This is a genomic window from Silvimonas sp. (assembly GCF_031291215.1).
Lineage (GTDB): Bacteria > Pseudomonadota > Gammaproteobacteria > Burkholderiales > Chitinibacteraceae > Silvimonas > Silvimonas soli.
On sequence record NZ_JARLJK010000065.1, the window covers coordinates 19,293 to 38,628 of the forward strand.

Here is a 19,336-nt window from a genome sequence, read left to right on the forward strand (position 1 = left end):
TAACCGTAATGGGTCGGGGTCTTTTTTTGCCTGCGCGGCGGTTAGTCTGGCGTATCGTCTTCCGGTATCTCCACGGCCATCAAACCCGCCAACCAGAAACAGAACAAGGCAATGGCAACGGCCAGCACGCCCAGTGTCCATGCCAGCCGAGTGCCGTGCCACAAACTGCCCAGCCACTGGTTGAAGTCAGAAGCCAGCACCGCCGATTTGCCGCCAATGCGTTCCAACTGGAATTGATACTGCTTGCTGGCATCCATGCCGTTCAGGTCCGCGCCCGCATCGCTGCCAGCAATCAGATAAACCACAATTGCAGCAAGCAAACCACCAACCAGAATAACCATGCCGGTCAGGCGCACTTTGGCATGGGCAGGCCAGCGTTTGCCTTGCGGCGCCGGGTCTGTGGGTTTGTCGTGCGGACTCATCGGTTTGTCTACCAGATTCGGAAACAGGAAGTCCGTGAGTATTCCAGGGTGGCGCATGGTGCGCAATAGCGCATGAGTAACAACTCAGGTTTACGGGCCGACTGCGACCTGCACGCGATTGCGACCCGTCGTTTTGGCGTGATAAAGCGCTTCGTCCGCCAGCCCCAGCAAAGTAATCGCCGGGCCTGCTTTCGGCACGCGCGTGGCAACGCCGATACTCACGGTCAGCATGGCCCGCGTGGCGGGGTTTTCATGCTCAATGGCCAGCTCCATGATGCTCAGGCGGATTTTTTCGGCAATCAGCAACGCGCCCTCTTCAGCGGTATTGGGCAACACCACCACAAAAACTTCACCGCCAAAGCGCGCCGCCAGATCCGCCGGGCGGGCGCAGCTTTCCCGCAAGGCCAGACCGATGCGGCTGAGCGCTGCATCACCTTGTAAATGCCCAAAGCTGTCGTTATACGACTTGAAGTAATCAACATCGACCATCAGCAAAGACAAGGTAGATTGCTCGCGCATGGCCCGCCGCCACTCCATATCCAGATAGTCGTCAAAGCGGCGCCGATTGGGCAAGCCGGTGAGTCCATCCGAATGAGTAATCTGTTCGAGCTGTTGCTTGGCCAGTGTCAGGTGATTTTGCGTGTCATGCAGCAAGCGTGAGGTCTGCTCTTGTTGCTGCAAGGCATGATGCGCACGCGCGTGGTAGCGAACGCGGGCGATCAATTCAGTGGCCAGCGGTTGATGCGCCAGATAGTCGCTGGCTCCGGCAGCAAACGCGGCGCTGGCGGCAGCTGGATCAGCCTGGTCCGCCAGCACGACCACTGGCGTGTGTGCAGCAGCGGCATGGTCGCGCAGGGTGCGCAACAGTGCCAGACCCGCGTCGGCCAGTGCGGCGTGGGTTTGCAGAATCACCGCCGGTTTGACTTGCCCAATCAACGCCAGCATCTGCTCTGGCTCATGGCAGGTATGCACGGTGATGTCCGTTTCCGTCGCCAGCGCCTGACTGATAGCCTCGCCTCGCTTGGCGGCGGGGTCCAGCAGTAACACCACAATGCTCGTTGGAGCGTGCCTGGAGGGGTAATCATGAGCTTGCTGATTCATGGGGTTATTCCGCCGCTCGTTACTGCGTTGTCTGGGTAAAAAGCATTTATCCAGCATAGTGCATGGTGAGCCAACTCAGGTTTGCACCAGCCACAAAACCATGAAAACGGTTGGCGCTCTTGCGCGACTGCGCCCTCCGCTAACCGCCAGCGGCTCTGGTCACTGCTTCGATCAGGCCGGTGGCTTGTTCAACAATACTGTCGCGATAAGACTCAAACATCGCATCGGTGAGTTTGTCATCGTCGCCCGGCGCAAACACCGTCATCACCGGCACATGTAAATGTCCGGCAGCAATCGTCGGGGCAAGCGTGTCGCGCAACAAGGTATTGCGATAGCCGCTTTCGTTGGACAAATAATTGCCGCCTCCCCCGCTGTGCGCACACGCGTTGGCGAGCGGCGCAACCGGTGCGGTCGGTGGCGGATAGCTGGCTGGCGGTGGCGTATTGAAGTCCTGCGTTCCCAGCGCATTGCAATCGGCAAACACAGTGAAGTTGGTATGCCAGATCACCGGATAGCCGCCCTTTTGCCCTGTACTTGCGTTGATCACTTGTGCGCCGCTGCGAGCGTTGATCATGGCAGCTACCGGCAGTGTGGTTTCGATAAACTGCGCCGGTTTGCGCGGGTTCCATGGTAATGGGTCGTAACCTAGCACGTCGGCGGGCGGATAAATATCGGCATCTGGCGCAGACGGCAAGCGCGCAGAGAGGGTTACACCTTCGTTATCGGGAAAGTTGGTAGCGTGATAACGACCATGCCAGTTTTCGATCCAGAACACGCCTTTGCCGCCTTGACTGAGCGTGAGCGATGCCTGCACGTGATCCGGTCCGGTAAAGAATCGCGCCAGCGTGTGTTCCTGCATGCCTTTGCGGAACGGGCCGTAACTGACTGGCAACAGATAGGTCTGGATAACCGAAATGCGGCCATCGGGCAAATTGAAGCGTCGGCCATTGAGCGCCAATGCAATTGCCCCGGATGGATTGCCAATGCGGATGTGAGTATCAGGATGCGCCGCACCGGGCGTTCCCAATGTGAACGGATCAAAGCCACTGAGAATGATGCGTTTGAAACCCGGGCCGGACGGAAACTGCATCGACAACTGCCCGCGCGAGGCGCGTTCCAGCGTCCATTGCAGTTGTTCGCGCTGGGGGTCGCGCAGCGCAAACGCCGGTTGCCATTGGCGCAACGCCAGCGTCATTTTCAGCCGCGCCCAATACAGCATGCGATCATCGCTATGCGGCAAATCGCCGGTCACATGCACACCCTGCACCCGATCTACCGCGGCTTGCCACAGCGCAATCCCGGAGGCTTTGACCAGCGCGTTGGCAGCGTCAAAGGAAGTCACTTTGCCCGAGTCAGACAGGCGTTGGGCAAATTGTGGGGCAAATTGGGCAAAGCCGGACGCCGCCAATATCTGCTCGGCAAATGGTGTTCCGCCCGCGACCAGCACATTGACCAGACGCTGCTCCTCATACGACGGCATGACCGCGTTATTCAGGCAGGGCTGAGCAGAAGTATCGGCTGCAGCAGCCAAGCATAACCTGCTCAGCATATTGCCGATCAAACACACAACGGACAAAAGTTTGAAACGTAGCGTCATCAGCGGCGTTTACCCAGAGGATTAATGGTGGGTTGATGGCAATTGCCAATCCAGACATTCAGAACCGCAGATACGACAAGGCGCCGGGTTTTCACGCCAGCGCCTCGAGTATTGCTCTCTACCAATTCATCAACATGGCGGCCACTTAACGGTTCACCGCAGCAGCCAGACGCCGCGCGCCATCGGCCGGAGTCATGTTGTCGTTGCTCCAGAATTCGGCCACCGCTTCGATCAGCGCCTTTTTCTGATCATCCTGCACGGCCATATTGTGTGCCCATGATGGTACGAGCACGTTGCGGCTGGCTGCCTGGCTAAAGTCGCGCGAAGAAGCGCGGCCATAGGCATCCAGCTTGTTGGTATCGACATCGGTACGCGCCGGAATACTGCCCTTGTGCTTGTTGTAGGCCAACTGCCCTTCGTGGCTCACCAGCAGACGGGCAAAGTCCAGCTGCGCTTTACGACGCACCGGCTCGTCCTGGCGGAAGAAGGTCAGCGTATCGGCAGCAAAACTGTATTCACCGTTCACCGTTGGCGCAGCCCAGAACAGATAATCCTCGCCTGGACGGCGGTTGGCTTCATCCAGTTCACCCTTCACCCAGTCGCCCATCAACTGCATGGCGGCACGACCGTTGATCACGTCCATGGTCGCCAGATTCCACTCACGGCCCACCGAATCCGGTGTGCAATAGCGCTTGAGACGGCGGAAAGTTTCCAGCGCGCGCGCCATTTGCGGGCCAGACAAAGCGCTGGCATCGAGCTTGCTGAATGCCTGCAGATAAAACTGCGCGCCGCACAAACCCAGCACGACGGATTCAAACAGCGTGGCTACTTGCCACTTCACTTCGCTGTGCGCCAGCGGGGTGATCCCGGCGGCCATCAGCTTGTCACACAGCACGAAGAAATCATCCCAACTGGTCGGCGCTTGGGTCACACCCACGCGCTTGACCAGGCTGGAGTTCACCCACAGCACGTTCACGCGGGCCACGCCCAGCGGCACGGCCACATATTTGCCTTCGGCCTGCATCATGCGATCCAGCACGCTCGGCAGAATGCGGTTCCAGCCTTGTTCGCTGGCCACTTCATCCAGATCAGCCAGCACACCTTTGCCTGCCCAGTTCTGGATCTTCACCCCGCCAAACGCAGCGGCGGTCGGCAACTTGCCTTTTTCAACGGCAGTTTTGAGCATGCCCGGCACATCTTTACCGCTGTGCATATCGGCCCAGTGGTGGCCCATCTGGTTCAGGCGCATCTTGATTTCAGCCACCGCGCGCGCACCGCTGGACGCAAACCAGCCGTGCAGCACTTCAATGTCTTCAAGGCGGAAACGGCCCACCACCGACATCAGATCGCGCGCGCGTTTATCCAGACCTTCCAGCGCGCGACGCGCTTGCTGCAGGGCGGAATCCGACGCCTGACTCATCACGTTGATTTGCTCGGACGAGCGCGCCATGGTGGTCGTGGCGGAAGTTTGTTCTTGCGTGGCGTCGGCAATGCCGCGCACCACTTCGGCCATGTGCTGCATGCGCGTGCCGATTTCCAGCATGTGTTCGCGCGCGACATCGGCTTTCTCGACACTGCCAGTCACCTGGCCGCTGGCGGTAGACATGCTGTCCACGGCATTGCGCGTGTCTTTGTTCACCGAATCGATCAGCTTGGCGATTTCCAGCGTGGCGTTGGCCGTGCGCTCGGCCAGCTTGCGCACTTCATCGGCCACCACGGCAAAACCACGGCCTTGTTCACCGGCACGGGCAGCTTCAATAGCCGCGTTCAGTGCCAGCAAATTGGTTTGTTCGGCGATGTCTTTGATCACCACCACGATGGTGCCGATCTTTTGCGAATTCTTGCCGAGGTCACCCATGGTGACGCCCAGTTGCTCCATGGATTTCGCCATGGTCGAGACTTCATCCGACACCCTCAGCACCGCTTCGGCACTGTGGTTTGAGAGGTCAGTGGTTTCTTTCACCACGTGATCGACGTCGATAGCGTTATCGGCAATCTGGTTGATGCTGACAGTGATTTCTTCCACCGCAGCCGCCGAGGCCGAGGCAAAGTCACTCTGCACGTGAGCATCTTTCACCAGTTGCGCGGTCACGCCAGTCAGCTCTTTCAGCCCCAGCGAGAGGCTTTCCATATCACGCTGGACTTCGCGGAAGGTGACTTGCAGATCAGCCACAAAATGGTTGAACGCATTGGCGATATCGGCTAGTTCTGGCGCGCCTTTGGCAGGCAGGCGCATGTTCAGGTCGCCGCCCTTTTCCACCAGTTGGGTTAGCGCGGTGCGCATCTGGTTGAGCGGACGCAAGGTCCAGGCTGTTGCTGCGTACATCCCGGCCAGTACTGCGGCCAGCGTGATCAGGGCGATCAGCACAATGGCGCCAGCACCGGTCAAGCCCAGGCTGGCAATGAGGGTCCAGGCGATGAAAAAGCCGACGAGGTTAAGCACCCCAACGTACAGCAGGAGGCGATTCTGGATAGACATGACGGGCACCGGTTGATTTTGATTCCACACTGAGAACAACTTATATACAGCTCTTTTTATTGCTGAAACCATATATGGAACTGTTTCAAAATGCCATCTGATTTTCGATACAGAGGCAACAAACTTACTAAAACAATCTTGCTTGTCGCTTTTATGGCCTTTTCCGCTGAAATTACTTTCACAAATAGAAAGGATTATTTCCTACACCTTACCCTCACCACTTCCTCTTTTTGCAGCAGAGCCTGTCCTGGCTGACTCGCATCCCGCGCGCCATCGCAGCTGATTTCTCGTAATGATGACTGGACGCTTGGTAGTTTCCGCAATGTCTCCGCCACACTTTGACCAAGATCAAAGTCCTTTTAGCCTCACCTCCTCAGCATGAGCAGTCATGACAAATGAGAGTAAAAGTCACATGGAACCACTGGTGCAATGGCATGAAGGCTTGTCGGTAGGGATTCAGGAAATCGATGAACAACATAAAGTGCTGGTGAACCTGCTTAACGAACTACATGTCGCCATCCATCAACATCACGGGCGCGCTGCTTCTATTGCCACGCTGGAAAGGCTGGCCGACTACACCAAGACCCACTTCACCGTAGAAGAAAGCCTGATGCGTATCCTGGGCTACCCGGATTACGAGAACCACAAACAGCACCACGAAGTCTTGATTTCCGATCTGGAGTCCTTTCAGCAACGGGTAGCTGCAGGCGACGCCATTACCTTTGAACTGCTGCATTTTCTGCGCAACTGGCTTACCCACCACATTCAGGAAGGCGATCAGCGATATTCCAGCTTCTTTTTGCAGCGCGGCGCCCAACCCAAGTGGCAAAAGAAAAACTGGCTGGATCGCTTCTGGTCGGAGATAGCGGGCTAGCGCACGCCAGGCCGCAAGCGGTCTAACCACACGCGGCCTTTTTGATTACACCGGCTTCGTCAACATCCAGATTCAAACGCTGGGTGTTGAAATCCATCGTGACCGCATCACCAGGTTTGATGACGCGCACCAGTTTTGAGGCGGATTGCTGACGCGCCATTTCGACCAGTTCGGGCGTGCTGGTCTTGCCGACAAGCGCCTGTACCGGCTCAGCATTACATGCGCCCGGTGACGCCATAGTCATGGCGTCGGGTTGACTGGCACTGCAACCGGCAAGCGCAACGGCCAGCAAAATCAAACTGAGAGAGGGAAAAATTGAGTGCATGGCAGCTGCATGTGAGGACTTAAAACATCACCATAGCGGACGCGGCTGGTCTTGCCTGGTTGGGCCGTGTCCAAGCGGCGGGAAACGTCGTTCCGTTACTGTTTATTGAATGAAAAAGCGGACAAAAAACACGACGATTGAACGGCGTGAAAATGGCCAAACCTGACTTGAGTTCTGGCGTTGATCTTTGCGCTTCTTTATTACGCAATAACTTCAATTCCGCAATTTCAATCCACAGTTTTCGTTTACTGAAAATCAACTTTAATTGTAAACAACACACAATACCAGGCCGGCAAAGCCGACAATCTGCTTAGCGGACTGAAACACGCATATCGATAGCAAGGCACCAAAGCAAAAAGGTTCTACGCCTGCGAGGATCGAATCACAGCCGTAGACCCTTTCTAAATACCGGAACGGCAATGGCGTGGCGTCTGATTAGATGGAAAGTGGTTTATTCCACCGTCACCGCAGCCGCCATAACTTTAGGACATTTCCGGCTATTCACGTTGTAGCGCACGGTTTCATTGCCATGAAAATCGGAATTCGGCTGATAATAAACGCCGACCCCATCAACCATCAGGCCGAAGCATTCGGTAGAGCCGCTCGAATTATTGCGGATCGGGAAAGTCGCTTTACGTATTTCCACTTGCCCATGCTCTGGCACGCCCATCATCACCACTTCGGGTGGCGGACGGGAATGGCATTCTTTATCCCATTGCGCGTGTGTAGATAACAACAGCCATTGCCCAGCATGCCCGTGGCGGACCAGCGCGACTTCTATCGGGGCGGCCGGTCGTGCAGGCACCGCGCTCGCCGTGGTGGTGGCGCTGGGCGAACTCTGGGTGTTGCTTGTGTCTACATGGATAGCGGGGTTGGCGTTACCCATATTCACCACAATGCGGTCTGGGTAGTCGTAAGCAGAACCGTCGGCAGTATCAATTGCGGCGCCGATAATCCCGCCGATCAAGACATTGCCAAACACCATGGCTTTGGTAGATGACTCGACTTCCAGCTGGCCAGGTTCAACGCCTTCCTTCTCGCATTTGACTTTCAGATTGCCAAAAGAGCGATGCACCGCCACGGTAGCAGGTGTATACACCCACCACTCCCCTTTATTATTGGATAACAGGCAATGCGCATTGGCTACCTGGGTTTGGCCTTGCTGGGCGTCAATTGCAATGGTCTGATGCAATCCTGTTGTCACGGAGGCACAGCCACTTAATGCCAGAAACGCCAATACGCCAGACAAAGTCAGCACTGTTCTGACCAAATGCCATTGCTTAATCATTCTGCAATGAATACGCCCTATCCCGGCGCTGCGTTTACAGGTATTGCCTCCCCAATTCAATGCTTTCACGCTTATCCCGATTTATTTATTTTTGAACGCCGCCATTCTTACTGATGCCACAAGCAAGAGATAGCGTCTTTTATGCGGGATCGTGTGACTGTATCGGTTGTGCAACTGATTACGTGCAAAGCGGGAATAAGAGCGAATCCGGTTTACGGGAAAGGTTAGATATCAATCCAGACCAATGCGGCAAGCAACTGCTAGCAAAACAAACAAAAAAATGGTGATCGACGCTGTATGGAGAACGGGAGTTAACCCGGTGGTTGCCTATCGCCCGGCAACGGGGTGAGGTGTCGTTAAAAGCTAATCCAGCAAATCGTCGCGCCCGTTGCCGGCGATTTCAATGCCAGCTTCCAGCGCCACCAGCGCGGCTTCTTCTTCAGTGTCATAGACTTTGCTGCGATTGATGCGCTGAGTGCCAAAGGCGCTTTCCAGCACGTCTTCACTGGATGTCGGCAGGCGGTCAAGGCTGGTCGCGGCGATCCACTTGCCGTCTGGCAATGGCACGCCGTAGGCATGGATTAAAAAACCCTCGAAGACCAGTTCCATGGTTCACCTTGAGCAGGAAAGCGCCCAGCATAGCCCGAAATGGCTGCCGGGTCTGAAAGTTATGGCGCCAGACCGACCAGGGCGACGGTTTGGGAGCTGAACGCTGACTTGAAACGTTTATTCGGCGATACGTACGGCGTTGCGCCCCGACTGCTTGGCCAGATAAAGCATCCGGTCGGCCCGCTTGAGCCAGGACGCCGGGGATTCTTGTTCGCGCAGGGTTGCCACGCCAATGGAAATCGTCAGCGGGCAGTCTTCCAGCATGACGGTTGCAGCCACCAGTTTGCGTAAATCTTCGGCCAGTTCACCGGCGGCTTGCAAACTGGCCCCCCAGGCAATAACGACGAACTCTTCGCCGCCGTATCGGAACAACTGGTCCGAATTACGGACGCGTTCGCGAATCAACTCACACAACCGCACCAATACCAGGTCGCCAGCAGCGTGGCCGAAGTGGTCATTCACTTGTTTGAAATGGTCCAGATCCAGCAATAACAAACTGGTATCGCCGTGCGATTGCTGCGTTTCGGCACAACTAGCCAGGCTACGTTCCAGCGCACGCCGGTTGCCGGCGCCGGTGAGAAAGTCCTGTTCGGCCAGCCGGTTCAACTCGCCGTGCTGAATCGCCGTACGCTTGGAAAAAATATAAGAGAACAAATTGATCAGCACAATGCTGACTGTAATCGTGAACTGATCCAGTGTGGACACTTGCCCGTACAACAAGGCCATCAGCCCAAACAGAGACACTGTATTGATTGCCAACGCAATGAGCGGGCGCAGCAAGAAAAACGTGGCAATCATGGTCGGATATGCCCAATACGTCATCGAAATGCCCTTGAGGTGAATCATCAAAAGCATTCCGGTGGAATAAAACAGCGATACCACAACGCTGGCAAAACGTACCCGGCGGCTATGCCAGACAAACGCCATGACACAGCTCATGCCCAGCACAAGAGTCAGATCAATGGCGCCAAGCAGCCAGTTGTGCTGGTACAGCCTGAAGATTCCAAAGGGCAAAATGCTGGGAATGCTCAATGCACACAGCATGAGCAGAATGACTTCTTCCTTGTTACGCGCACCGCTGGCTTCAGGCACCTGCAAGCGACTGCCCGACATAACCGCTCCCCCCATTGCGTGCCCTGCTGTTGGCTATCCTGGCGCACGCTGTTTTTACCTTAGATGAAAATCCGCACAGGTCAGCGCAAATAGCGCGATCACGCCTGGTTTCGGTATCGCTAAATCGGTCGCCGCCAGAGCTATTACAACGTGACAGTTCACTAACGATTGATAGCGGCAGACGACAAAAAGCCGGGCACATGGCCCGGCTTTGTCTACAGATCAACTGACTGGATTACGCGGCGGCGCGGCTTTCCAGATATTCGACGTTATCGCCGTTGATGGCGATTTTGCGCGGCTTGAATGCTTCTGGCACTTCGCGCCGCAATTCAATATTCAGCAAGCCGTTTTCCAGCGTCGCGCCTTCAATGCGCACGTGATCGGCCAAGCGGAAGCTGTGCTCGAAATCGCGAGCGGCAATGCCGTTATGCAGATAGGTGGGGCGACTTTCGCCACGTTGTTTCTTGCCGCTAATCTTCAGCGTGTCACGCAGTTGTTCGATATCGAGTTCGGCGCGGCTAAAACCGGCGACGGCCATGGTGATGCGGTATTGGTCTTCGGCGACCAACTCAATGTTATAGGGCGGGTAGCTTGGGGTGTTCTCGGCGCGCAGCGCTTCATCAAACAATTGGGCAATGCGGTCAAAGCCAATGGCCGAGCGGTAGATAGGAGCAAAGTCAACAGTACGCATGTTTCATATCCTCAAAGTGCAAGCAATATCGGGTGCGGGTCTCACCGTGAGCCCCCGCTATGAATCGAGATAAGCCCGTAATGCCCGCTTTCAAGCGTTACCGGATTGAGTAATTTTCCGGATTGGAAACAACACTGACTGCCCCGATATACCCCCGCTTTTGCTCGCCAACCGGACCGCAATTGGGTGCCGATTGCCATTGGCTCGGTCGCGGCCAACCTGCCAGCGCTAAGCACAGAAGCAACAAGTCTTTCCTGGACCAACAAAATTAAGGATATATAAAACAAATACAATATAACCAAAGTGCAATTTGTGATGGCAAACAGCATGCAAGCACGGCACAAAACAGCAAGCCAAGGAAGCCCAGAAGCGGCATTTGTTTTTTCAGACGTCTCTCGTCACTTCAGAAAGGAAGGTCGACATCTGGACAAGGGCATACGCGCGGCTATTCACGATGCATTTACCCGCAATCCTTGCCTGCGGGCATGGCCAGCGGACGCCATCGATGCACTATGCGATGCCGGCGTGCTGCGCAGTTGGCAGCATGGCGAGTTGTTGTTTGCCCAAAACCAGCCCTGCGACGAGATTCAAATCATTCTTTCGGGTTCCATCGAAATGAGCACCACCAACGCCGCGGGATTACGTGCGGTTGCGGGCTACACATGGCCGAATGAAGTCATCAATTTCATCCCGGTCATTGATCGCAAAGGCTCCATGCATGACCAGCGCGTACATGGCGCGGCCACGTTGTTTCATATCCCCGGTAAAGCCTTGTTTGAGCAATTTGATAATGAGCCTGGTTTGCTCAGAGGTGTGCTGGAACTGGTTTGCCAGCGCTCGCGCAACTTGCATGCGTTGATGTCCAAAACCGCGTTGTCCGGTTTTCGCGCCCGGCTGGCGAGCCAGTTGTTGCTGCTGGCACAACGGCACGGCCAGCAGACCAACCGCGGTATTGAATTGGTGATCAAACTATCGCAAGAAGATCTGGCGGCGTTGCTGATGACGTCACGACAGAGCGTGAACAAAGAACTGCGCTGGCTGGTGCAGCAAGGCATTGTCGATGTGCAGTACAGCCGCTTTACGGTGCTCGACGTGGACAAGTTGCAAAAGATGAGCGCTGTGTAGGTTTGGCGCTCGCAGCCAATCACCCTTGCCCCATAAAAAAACCGTCCCGAGCATGGGCGGTTTTTCATTTCAAGGGCATCACAAAGTCTGCGGCGTACCCGATCACTGGCCGGATCAACTCCCGCATCGCAGAACAAATGCGCGCAGAACGACGTAAAGCCCAGCCATCATGGCCAGATTTCACGTCGTCCCACGCACCACCGTGCTAATTTACGCGGCGACCTTTTCTTTCACCGGTTCAAGGGCTGGAACAGGGTTTTTGACGGCTTTGTTCAAGGTCTGGCTCGCCCGGCCATCCAGCGAAACTGGCGCAGTACCCGCAACCGTTACGCGTCGCACTATGCGGTGCGCATCTCCATAATCATTGATCGCATAATGCTGCGTGGCGCGGTTATCCCAAATGGCCACATCACCGGTTTGCCAATGCCAGCGCACGGTGTTTTCCAGCCGGGTGACATAGCTTTGCAGCAGCGGGAACAAATGATTGAAATCGGTGGTACTCAAATCCTTGAAGCGCTGGACGAAATGCCCCAGCAGCAAATGGCGTTCGCCTGTTTCGGGGTGAACGTGTACGACTGGGTGCTCAGTTTCATAGACGGTAGAGGTAAACACATTCTTGTAGCGCGCCAGGATTTCTGGGCTGACATCCTTGCCTCGGCCATAGGCCGCGTAGTCATACTCGTTGCTATGAATGGCGCGCAGGCGATCAGCGAGATCCCGCAATTCGGACGGCAAATCAGTATAAGCAGTGTGCGTATTGGCCCAAACGGTATCCCCACCCGCCTCTGGCACCTTCACCGCACGCAAAATGGATGCCTTGGGATAGGCCTCGACGAAGGTCACATCGGTATGCCAACTATTAGCGCGCGCACCGTGAGCCGAATCCAGCTCCAGCACGTAATCGGTGCCCTCAACTGTAGGTACTGTCGGGTGGGCAACCGGCTCGCCCAATAATTTGGCAAAGGCCTGCTGGGCGGCGTCATCGAGCAATTGCTCGCGCAGAAACACCACTTTGTGAGTGCGCAGCGCCGCTTTGATCGCTTCAACCGCTTCTGGCGCCAAATCGCCAGACAACTGCACCCCACGCAGTTCTGCACCGATCCGGCCGGCAACTGGATGAATAGTAATGTGGCTCATGCGGTAATTCCCCTGGCAGATAGAAATTGAAATCACGCCACTATCGCAAATCAAAAAACAGCGGATAGGGATCGTGCGAGGTGATGCTTGCGCTTGCCCCAATAGCCAAGAGGGCATGCAGAGAGCATCGCGCTCAGGCGTCGACCGGCTTATGCGACGACCAGGCCCAGCGCAGATGACAGGGGAATTATGGGGAAAACCACATAGACCAAACTATCAATAATTTTACATTTAATATAATTATTGGAAATATTGATATTTGAGGCGATATCGCTGGCGTGAGGCCGTCACCAACCATGGAAAAAGCGGTGGATCGATGATCCTTAAAGGTAACCCTAGGTCGGACCGTTATTCTGGATTACTCACAGCATCCGCTTACCCCAAGTCTGGCAAACACGCTCCTCGCCTGGCGTCGGAGCTGGCGCCAGAATTCCCACCTATGCGCAATTCAACCCGTCGGCGAGGTACCGGTATTGATCGCCAATTGCGCGGCGAAAGCCCGTTTGTAGGCAGCCCGCGCTTCGCCGCGAGCGACATAACTGGCCAGGTTCGGAAATTCATCCAAGAGACCCGATGGTCTCAGCCTGAGCAGTACGGACACCATCAGCAGGTCGCCCGCGCTGAACGCATCGTCGAGCCAGTCGGCGCCGCCCAGACGAGCGGAAAGTTGGCCCAATCGGCCCCGCACACGCTCCTCGACCAAAGGCAGGCGCTGCTCGCTCCACGGTTTGTCGCGCTCATGTAGCCGGGCAGTTGCGAGTTCGAGGATCACCGGTTCCACCGTGTTGAGCGCCGCAAACAGCCACGTAATGGCGCGAGCCCGCGCATTGGCATCGTTCGGCAGCAGGCCCGCATGCCGCTCGGCAATATGGAAAACGATCGCCCCCGTCTCGAACAAGACAAGATCGCCTTCTTCATACGTTGGAATCTGGCCGAAAGGATTGCGCGCCAGATGTGCGGGTTCCTTCAGGGCACGGAAGGAAACAAGTCGAACCTGGTAGGGCTGATCCACTTCTTCCAGCGCCCAGCGAACGCGCGTCTCACGCGCCAGCCCTTTGCCCCCATCGGGGGACCGTTCAAAGGCAGTAATGATAATGGTCATCGTGAAGCGCCTCCTGGAAAAAATCAGCGGCTACTATTGCGCGTTGTATTCGGACAATAACGCCCACCGAATCAAGAACTATGCACAAGAATAAATCGGCTCGATTTTTCAATAAAAGAATCGGATGAGCTCGACCTGTCCACCGGGATGATTGCTCGCATCTGTGGATTCAACCAGCCGAACCGACTACGCGTACATCTCGGCGAAAGTGATCTTTGCAGCGTAAATCAGGTTATGTCTGCTCTCTGCCAGAAATGCCCGAATGAAATGAATTCGGTGTTTTTGTGTCTGCGCTTCACATCTATGCCAGAGCTTGGGCCATTCATCACAAGATGTTTTTTCGCTAAAAGCACAGTAGTACATGCCATCTCGTTTGCGCGCATTGCTGCAAAAATGTAGTCGCTCCGCATCAAAGTACACATCCCCGTTGACTTTTGTCATGCCAGGTAACTAAACGCATGGCCTCCCCTTGTTGTTTCTCCTAGGATAGCTCGTCGATTTATCTGATATATCAGATAAATGCGCGCGAAAGGTAAAACAAGTCATTGCCAAAAATGACACCCACCATCGGCGATAAACCCATTCAGCGACAGCGAGCTGTCTGACGGAATGTCCTTTGCTATGCCGTTTGCCATTCAAACAATGAGGGAGAAGATAGATGAATAAATCCATGAAGCCCATACACACCACCGTGATTGCAGCATTGATAGCGCTTGGTCTGACTGCATGTGGCGATGGCTCGGATGCCAGCTCAACGGGGGCGCCTGATTCCGCCGCGTCGCCCAAAGCAACCAACGTCACGGCTACACCTACGCCAACACCGACTGCCACACCAACCCCAACGCCAACTGCAGCCCCCACTCCGACTCCCACACCAACCCCTACGCCAGTGTCCGCCAGCGCGTTGATGCCGCTGAACGGGGCGGCTGCGGCTTTTGCTGATTCGCGCTTGCAGATCACCTTCGATACTGCACCGGCAGTGGGTACCACTGGCTTTATCAAGGTTTACAAATCAGATGGCACGCTGGTCGACACGATCGATATCAGCGGTGGGCCGGTAACCGCGGGTGCTGAAACGCAGACGTATATGCCCGCCACCAATACCGAAATCGACAAGCTGGGTAACAACGCAGGCACGCTCACGCAATGGCGCTATGTGTATTACACGCCGATCACCGTCTCGGGCAATACGGCAACCATTCGTTTGCATGATGGCGTATTGAGCTACAACACCAGCTACTACGTCACGGTCGATAACGGAGTGTTGTCTGGCACCTATAATGGCTCCAGCTTTAAAGGCATCACCGGCTCGACAGCATGGGCCTTTCATACCAAGAACGCGCCAGCTTCAACTACATCGGTTGTGGTCGATACCAATGGCAGCGGGGATTTCCGCACGGTACAAGGTGCGCTGGACTGGATGATGATCAATGGTTGCACCACTTGCACCAATGCTGCCGATACCAAGACCATCACCATCAAAAATGGCAGCTATAACGAACAGCTGTTCTTGCGTAACGTGAACAATCTCACCATCCAGGGCGCCAGCCGTGCTGGCGTGGTCGTTTACCAGGATAACTCTGAGTCTTATAACCCCGGTTCCGGCGGAAGCAAGACGGCGGCTCAAACCACGCTGACCACAGAAGGCACCGGCACCCGGCGTGCCTTGGGTGGTGGACGCCCGGTGTTTCTGGTGGAAGGAGCCGACTTGCTCAAGCTGACCAATTTCACACTGCAGAACTCTCACGTCAAATTGTCGAATTACAACAATCAGGCTGAAACGATCTACTACAACAGTTCGACCTTGGCCGGCAGCCGCATGGTTGCCAGCTACATGAACTTCTTGAGCGCACAGGATACGATTCAGACCAAGGGCTGGGTCTGGTATTACCAGACCTACATCGCCGGTGATGTGGACTTCATCTGGGGCACACCGTTTGCCGCAATGTTCGAGAATAGCGAACTACACACGGTGGCCGATCCGGTCACCCCGGCTTCGGGCGGGTATATCTTCCAGTCGCGCGCCACTTACGGTTATCCGGGCTTTGTGGTGCTCAACAGTACGTTGACGGCTGACTCGGGTGTACCAGCTGGCAGCACTTACCTTGGTCGCTCCGCCGGCTTGACTGTCGCCAATGGCTATTGCACCACGCAATTCACCACCGGCAGCCTGGTTAACGCCAACTACTATTGCGACAATATTGGCTACATCAACACCAAGATGGGTACACACATTGCCACAGTGGGTTGGTCTAGTCCTGGCACCTCGCCTGCCAACCCATTACCGAACCCGACCACAGCGACCTCTGCCAGTGGCTGGCGTGAGAGCGGAAGTATGGATAGCGCAGGTAATGCACTGAGCATGGTTGGCCGTGACACCACGGATGCCAGCAATACGCTGGACCTCAGTGGTATCAATACGCGCACCAAGGTATTCGCCAGCTGGAACAGCAATACAGGCTGGGTGCCGACACCGTGATCAAATGGCATAGTCTGCAGACCTCTGCTAACCGCGGCGGTAACGAGGGTCAATTGCCACGTCACTGGGTCTTCCCGCGATAACACCAATCATCCGCACTAAACAAAAAGAGGAACCAGATATCTGGTTCCTCTTTTCTTTTACGGTGGATGCTTGAACGTACGGCTGCAAACCCGCGAAGTGGTCTGCTCACGTCCAGTTAAGAGCATTGGCTATAGTGATCCACCAGCGCACGCACCAGTTGCGGGTGGTCCTGGGTTATTTTCAGAGCAATATTGGCCCCGGCACTGTTGCCAAATACGTAAGCTTGTTCGCCACCCATAGCCCAAGCAACTACAGTTTTGCCATCAGCCATTGCTGTTCACCTGAGTTCGACGTCCCCATTGCGAGAACCGCTCGCATCTGAAATCTGTCGAACCAACTACGCGCACACCTCGGCCAAAGTGGGCGGTCAGCAAGACATTGCCGAATGTGCTGATTGTGGCCAGAAGCGGCCATTCTCCTATCTATAGCGCCCAAAATTCCAGGCAAACCAGGGATCAATCCAGTCCTGAAGCAGGTGGTGATCAAGGCATTTCATTGCCTGATTTCTAACGCCTGCTTGCGAAGGGTCATCCATTTCCCTGCTTTGCTCAGACTTGCTCAGGTTCGCTTCAGGGATATCGCCTAAGCTCGCCAAGTACGGTCTAACGGGACTTCGTCAATCGCAATCGGCTTGACTGAAGCGGCGTTGCCTTTACGGTTTCAAGCCAGCGCTTGTTCAACTCTTCTCCAGGCTGCAGCGATTCTGGAAGAAAACCCGTTACGAACCCGCGAAATTCGCACCCCATCTGCGGGCCGCGCTGGCGCGAGCCGGCTTGGGCTGTCATCGCCGAAATGCAATAACCCTCCCCTGCGTCGAATCGCCGGGGCGGGTTGCTTATGGTCAACAAGGAAGTTATTCGTTATGTCTCGACCCGCACGCTTGCCAAGTCTTGTTACCTGGCTGCTCGTCTGTATCTGTTCTCTCACGCTGGCAGCGTGCGCCGGGGTGAAGGGTGTACCCATTCAGGCGCATTCCGTACCTGCTGCGCCTGCACAAACAAAAGTCGAATTTCTGGAACGTTGGGATGTTGCGAAGTTGAACAATATCCTGCAGGTCCAGACGCGGACGGATTTCGGTGTCCATACGGCATACACGCCCGCCCGCAATGCGGTGAATCTTTACCGGATCACCTACCCTTCAGCGATTCCCAATATGGGAAACAAGCCCACCACCGCCTCGGGTCTGCTTGTGATTCCCGAAACGCAAAGCACAAGTTTTCCGATGGTTTCCTACCAGCATGGCACGGTGTACGAGCGTACTCAGGTGCCGTCCTTTCCCGATAACTCCCCTGAAACGCAGCTGATGATTGCGCAGTTTGCAGGCCAGGGTTATGTCTTGATCGGCGCAGATTATTTTGGGCTTGGCACCTCCACAGAGCCGGAGGGATACATGGTAAAGGCCAGCCATCAGCAGGCCACCTATGACATGCTCATGGCAAGCCGAGAAGTGCTGAAGCAGACGCAAATCTCGACCAACAAACTGTTTCTTGCAGGCTGGTCACAAGGCGGCTTCGTAACGATGTCTTTCCTGCAAAAGCTCGAGGTTGCCGGGGTAAAGGTGGATGCAACTGCAACCGCTAGCGCTCCGCTGGATTTGTATGCACTCGTAAGCGGTGCGCTCTACTATCCGCGACCCAATGCTGCGGTCTGGCTTAACAGTATCTTCATCCTTACCGCCTTTTCCTTCGAGAACTATTACGCTTCGCCGGGTTTGGCGCACTCCGTAATTGTCGACAAGTACTATGAAATGTCCAAGGCGGCCTATGACCGCAAGCCGTTCCAGGGCGCGATTCCTACCGACCTGCACACGCTGCTCCGCCCCGGGATGTTCGGCCTGGTGGCCTTCCATGAGTCCGCTTTCGGACAATTGCTAAGTAAAACCGAAGCCTATAAATGGCTGTTCCGCTCTCCGGTGCGCAATTACTACGGTGAAGAGGACGAGGCGGTAACTACGGACAATGCCCGTCTTGCAATGACTTATGCGATGAAGAACGGGAATTCCATGGTGACGGCCATATCCACCGGTTCAACCGATCATCGCGGCACGTTCGCATCGGCGGTTCCAGAGTGGAAGCTTTGGTTTGATGCCCCGACCCATTGATCGACATAGCGTTGATTTAAATTGTAAATCGCCCGGGACACTCGCCTGTTCGGCGTATGGCCAGTGCGCTCAAACGAGTGCTGGCTATGCGTGCTTACTGCCGCATGACGCTTCGTAATTTCAATCACAAACATGACGGCGCAAGCAACAAGGAATGACCAGCATGAATGCCGGATTCGCAGTTGTAGCGCTGTTCTCAATCGCTGCGCACGCAGGAACGACCGATTATGGGAACTATGACCATCCGCGCGTGTGCCGATCGGGCAACGCGACCCTAACGGTGAGCGGCAACAAGACGACCGTCAAGGTAGAAGGCCCGTACCGCGTGCAGACCATCACGATTCATTTGGACAAGATGAAGCCGTATACGGTGCGGCGCGACACGGAGGTAATCATAGGGCCATGGCATCACCTGTACATCGCCTCTGCCGTGACCAGGGGCAAGGGCTCAATGCTTGATGAAGCCGTTTTTAAGCGGGGTTGTGAGGCACCGCGCTAAGGCCCGGCCAAGCTGGGCGTTTTGGCCGGAGCACGCCGGGACTCGCGAAAGCCGCCCTCGCGCCGCAGTATTACGAAGCGTGCAAAGCAGCGTATGTCGGTGATGACGATGAGCGCCCGGCCCAAACAATAAAACAGAACGTGTATATAGTGGTCTGGCCCGGCCTCAACGGACACCGGGTTAAGCACTGAGTGCTGAATTACGCAGCTCGAATTCCGCCGGGGTCAGATACCCCAGCGTCGAATGGCGGCGATGATGGTTGTAAAACCGGATGTAATCGAACACATCCGCTCGGGCTTCGTCGTAACTC

18 protein-coding genes are annotated in these 19,336 nt (G+C 55.5%); 5 read left to right on the plus strand and 13 right to left on the minus strand.

Annotated elements, in window-relative coordinates:
- Positions 1-41: 41 nt before the first annotated feature.
- From P4L78_RS07885 to P4L78_RS07900, 4 genes are all read right to left on the minus strand, one after another.
- Positions 42-479, minus strand: a complete 438-nt coding sequence (locus tag P4L78_RS07885; protein ID WP_309327500.1) for a hypothetical protein — start codon at positions 477-479, stop codon at positions 42-44.
- A gap of 33 nt (positions 480-512) precedes the next feature.
- Entirely contained in the window at positions 513-1,523 is a 1,011-nt protein-coding gene (locus P4L78_RS07890; RefSeq protein ID WP_309327501.1) for a diguanylate cyclase, read from the minus strand.
- Positions 1,524-1,662: 139 nt separating this feature from the next.
- Positions 1,663-3,054, minus strand: a complete 1,392-nt coding sequence (locus P4L78_RS07895) for a hypothetical protein (RefSeq protein ID WP_309327502.1) — start codon at positions 3,052-3,054, stop codon at positions 1,663-1,665.
- Between the two features lie 211 nt (positions 3,055-3,265).
- Positions 3,266-5,599 carry an extracellular solute-binding protein gene (locus P4L78_RS07900; RefSeq protein WP_309327503.1) on the minus strand — a complete coding sequence of 778 codons (2,334 nt, stop codon included), beginning with the start codon at positions 5,597-5,599 and terminating at the stop codon, positions 3,266-3,268.
- Positions 5,600-5,987: 388 nt separating this feature from the next.
- Between P4L78_RS07900 and P4L78_RS07905 the strand changes: the two genes are divergently transcribed.
- The gene (locus tag P4L78_RS07905) at positions 5,988-6,473 is read left to right on the plus strand and encodes a bacteriohemerythrin (protein WP_309327504.1); all 486 of its coding nucleotides are present in this window, start codon (positions 5,988-5,990) and stop codon (positions 6,471-6,473) included.
- Between the two features lie 22 nt (positions 6,474-6,495).
- Here P4L78_RS07905 and P4L78_RS07910 read toward each other — a convergent pair whose 3' ends face one another.
- From P4L78_RS07910 to P4L78_RS07930, 5 genes are all read right to left on the minus strand, one after another.
- Complete coding sequence (locus P4L78_RS07910; protein WP_309327505.1) at positions 6,496-6,798, minus strand: I78 family peptidase inhibitor; 303 nt, start codon at positions 6,796-6,798, stop codon at positions 6,496-6,498.
- A 451-nt stretch (positions 6,799-7,249) separates the two neighbouring features.
- A complete protein-coding gene (locus tag P4L78_RS07915; RefSeq protein WP_309327506.1) occupies positions 7,250-8,086 on the minus strand; it encodes a hypothetical protein in 837 nt (278 codons plus the stop codon).
- 363 nt (positions 8,087-8,449) lie between these two features.
- Positions 8,450-8,695 (minus strand): hypothetical protein, encoded by a 246-nt coding sequence (locus P4L78_RS07920; RefSeq protein WP_309327507.1) that lies wholly within the window; start codon positions 8,693-8,695, stop codon positions 8,450-8,452.
- A 117-nt stretch (positions 8,696-8,812) separates the two neighbouring features.
- A complete protein-coding gene (locus P4L78_RS07925; protein WP_309327508.1) occupies positions 8,813-9,808 on the minus strand; it encodes a GGDEF domain-containing protein in 996 nt (331 codons plus the stop codon).
- Between the two features lie 235 nt (positions 9,809-10,043).
- Complete coding sequence (locus P4L78_RS07930; protein ID WP_283149040.1) at positions 10,044-10,499, minus strand: Hsp20 family protein; 456 nt, start codon at positions 10,497-10,499, stop codon at positions 10,044-10,046.
- Between the two features lie 327 nt (positions 10,500-10,826).
- Here P4L78_RS07930 and P4L78_RS07935 point away from each other — a divergent pair, with 327 nt between their 5' ends.
- Positions 10,827-11,624 (plus strand): Crp/Fnr family transcriptional regulator, encoded by a 798-nt coding sequence (locus P4L78_RS07935; RefSeq protein WP_283149039.1) that lies wholly within the window; start codon positions 10,827-10,829, stop codon positions 11,622-11,624.
- Between the two features lie 210 nt (positions 11,625-11,834).
- Here the strand turns inward: P4L78_RS07935 and P4L78_RS07940 are convergent, their stop codons facing one another.
- Positions 11,835-12,761: a TauD/TfdA family dioxygenase gene (locus P4L78_RS07940; protein ID WP_283149038.1), complete on the minus strand. Its 927-nt coding sequence runs from the start codon at positions 12,759-12,761 to the stop codon at positions 11,835-11,837.
- A gap of 448 nt (positions 12,762-13,209) precedes the next feature.
- Positions 13,210-13,863, minus strand: a complete 654-nt coding sequence (locus P4L78_RS07945) for a glutathione S-transferase family protein (RefSeq protein WP_309327509.1) — start codon at positions 13,861-13,863, stop codon at positions 13,210-13,212.
- A 658-nt stretch (positions 13,864-14,521) separates the two neighbouring features.
- On the opposite strand from P4L78_RS07945, the gene P4L78_RS07950 reads away from it, so the two are divergent.
- Complete coding sequence (locus P4L78_RS07950) at positions 14,522-16,342, plus strand: hypothetical protein (RefSeq protein ID WP_309327510.1); 1,821 nt, start codon at positions 14,522-14,524, stop codon at positions 16,340-16,342.
- 199 nt (positions 16,343-16,541) lie between these two features.
- Here P4L78_RS07950 and P4L78_RS07955 read toward each other — a convergent pair whose 3' ends face one another.
- Positions 16,542-16,697 carry an alpha/beta hydrolase gene (locus P4L78_RS07955; RefSeq protein WP_309327512.1) on the minus strand — a complete coding sequence of 52 codons (156 nt, stop codon included), beginning with the start codon at positions 16,695-16,697 and terminating at the stop codon, positions 16,542-16,544.
- Between the two features lie 591 nt (positions 16,698-17,288).
- Here P4L78_RS07955 and P4L78_RS07960 point away from each other — a divergent pair.
- Both P4L78_RS07960 and P4L78_RS07965 read left to right on the plus strand, forming a co-directional pair.
- The gene (locus tag P4L78_RS07960) at positions 17,289-18,527 is read left to right on the plus strand and encodes a prolyl oligopeptidase family serine peptidase (RefSeq protein ID WP_309327513.1); all 1,239 of its coding nucleotides are present in this window, start codon (positions 17,289-17,291) and stop codon (positions 18,525-18,527) included.
- A 163-nt stretch (positions 18,528-18,690) separates the two neighbouring features.
- Positions 18,691-19,026 (plus strand): hypothetical protein, encoded by a 336-nt coding sequence (locus P4L78_RS07965; RefSeq protein WP_309327514.1) that lies wholly within the window; start codon positions 18,691-18,693, stop codon positions 19,024-19,026.
- A gap of 180 nt (positions 19,027-19,206) precedes the next feature.
- On the opposite strand, the gene P4L78_RS07970 is transcribed toward P4L78_RS07965, so the two are convergent.
- Positions 19,207-19,336 (minus strand): IS3 family transposase (locus P4L78_RS07970; protein ID WP_309327517.1); only part of this gene is annotated, 130 nt, incomplete at its 5' end.

What these genes read in the sequence shown, in the direction of transcription:
- P4L78_RS07885 (WP_309327500.1), bottom strand. Translation starts at nt 479, where the DNA reads ATGCGCCACCCTGGAATACTCACGGACTTCCTGTTTCCGAATCTGGTA.
- P4L78_RS07890 (WP_309327501.1), bottom strand. Translation starts at nt 1,523, where the DNA reads ATGAATCAGCAAGCTCATGATTACCCCTCCAGGCACGCTCCAACGAGC.
- P4L78_RS07900 (WP_309327503.1), bottom strand. Translation starts at nt 5,599, where the DNA reads ATGTCTATCCAGAATCGCCTCCTGCTGTACGTTGGGGTGCTTAACCTC.
- P4L78_RS07905 (WP_309327504.1), top strand. Translation starts at nt 5,988, where the DNA reads ATGACAAATGAGAGTAAAAGTCACATGGAACCACTGGTGCAATGGCAT.
- P4L78_RS07910 (WP_309327505.1), bottom strand. Translation starts at nt 6,798, where the DNA reads ATGCACTCAATTTTTCCCTCTCTCAGTTTGATTTTGCTGGCCGTTGCG.
- P4L78_RS07915 (WP_309327506.1), bottom strand. Translation starts at nt 8,086, where the DNA reads ATGATTAAGCAATGGCATTTGGTCAGAACAGTGCTGACTTTGTCTGGC.
- P4L78_RS07920 (WP_309327507.1), bottom strand. Translation starts at nt 8,695, where the DNA reads ATGGAACTGGTCTTCGAGGGTTTTTTAATCCATGCCTACGGCGTGCCA.
- P4L78_RS07925 (WP_309327508.1), bottom strand. Translation starts at nt 9,808, where the DNA reads ATGTCGGGCAGTCGCTTGCAGGTGCCTGAAGCCAGCGGTGCGCGTAAC.
- P4L78_RS07930 (WP_283149040.1), bottom strand. Translation starts at nt 10,499, where the DNA reads ATGCGTACTGTTGACTTTGCTCCTATCTACCGCTCGGCCATTGGCTTT.
- P4L78_RS07935 (WP_283149039.1), top strand. Translation starts at nt 10,827, where the DNA reads ATGCAAGCACGGCACAAAACAGCAAGCCAAGGAAGCCCAGAAGCGGCA.
- P4L78_RS07940 (WP_283149038.1), bottom strand. Translation starts at nt 12,761, where the DNA reads ATGAGCCACATTACTATTCATCCAGTTGCCGGCCGGATCGGTGCAGAA.
- P4L78_RS07945 (WP_309327509.1), bottom strand. Translation starts at nt 13,863, where the DNA reads ATGACCATTATCATTACTGCCTTTGAACGGTCCCCCGATGGGGGCAAA.
- P4L78_RS07950 (WP_309327510.1), top strand. Translation starts at nt 14,522, where the DNA reads ATGAATAAATCCATGAAGCCCATACACACCACCGTGATTGCAGCATTG.
- P4L78_RS07955 (WP_309327512.1), bottom strand. Translation starts at nt 16,697, where the DNA reads ATGGCTGATGGCAAAACTGTAGTTGCTTGGGCTATGGGTGGCGAACAA.
- P4L78_RS07960 (WP_309327513.1), top strand. Translation starts at nt 17,289, where the DNA reads ATGTCTCGACCCGCACGCTTGCCAAGTCTTGTTACCTGGCTGCTCGTC.
- P4L78_RS07965 (WP_309327514.1), top strand. Translation starts at nt 18,691, where the DNA reads ATGAATGCCGGATTCGCAGTTGTAGCGCTGTTCTCAATCGCTGCGCAC.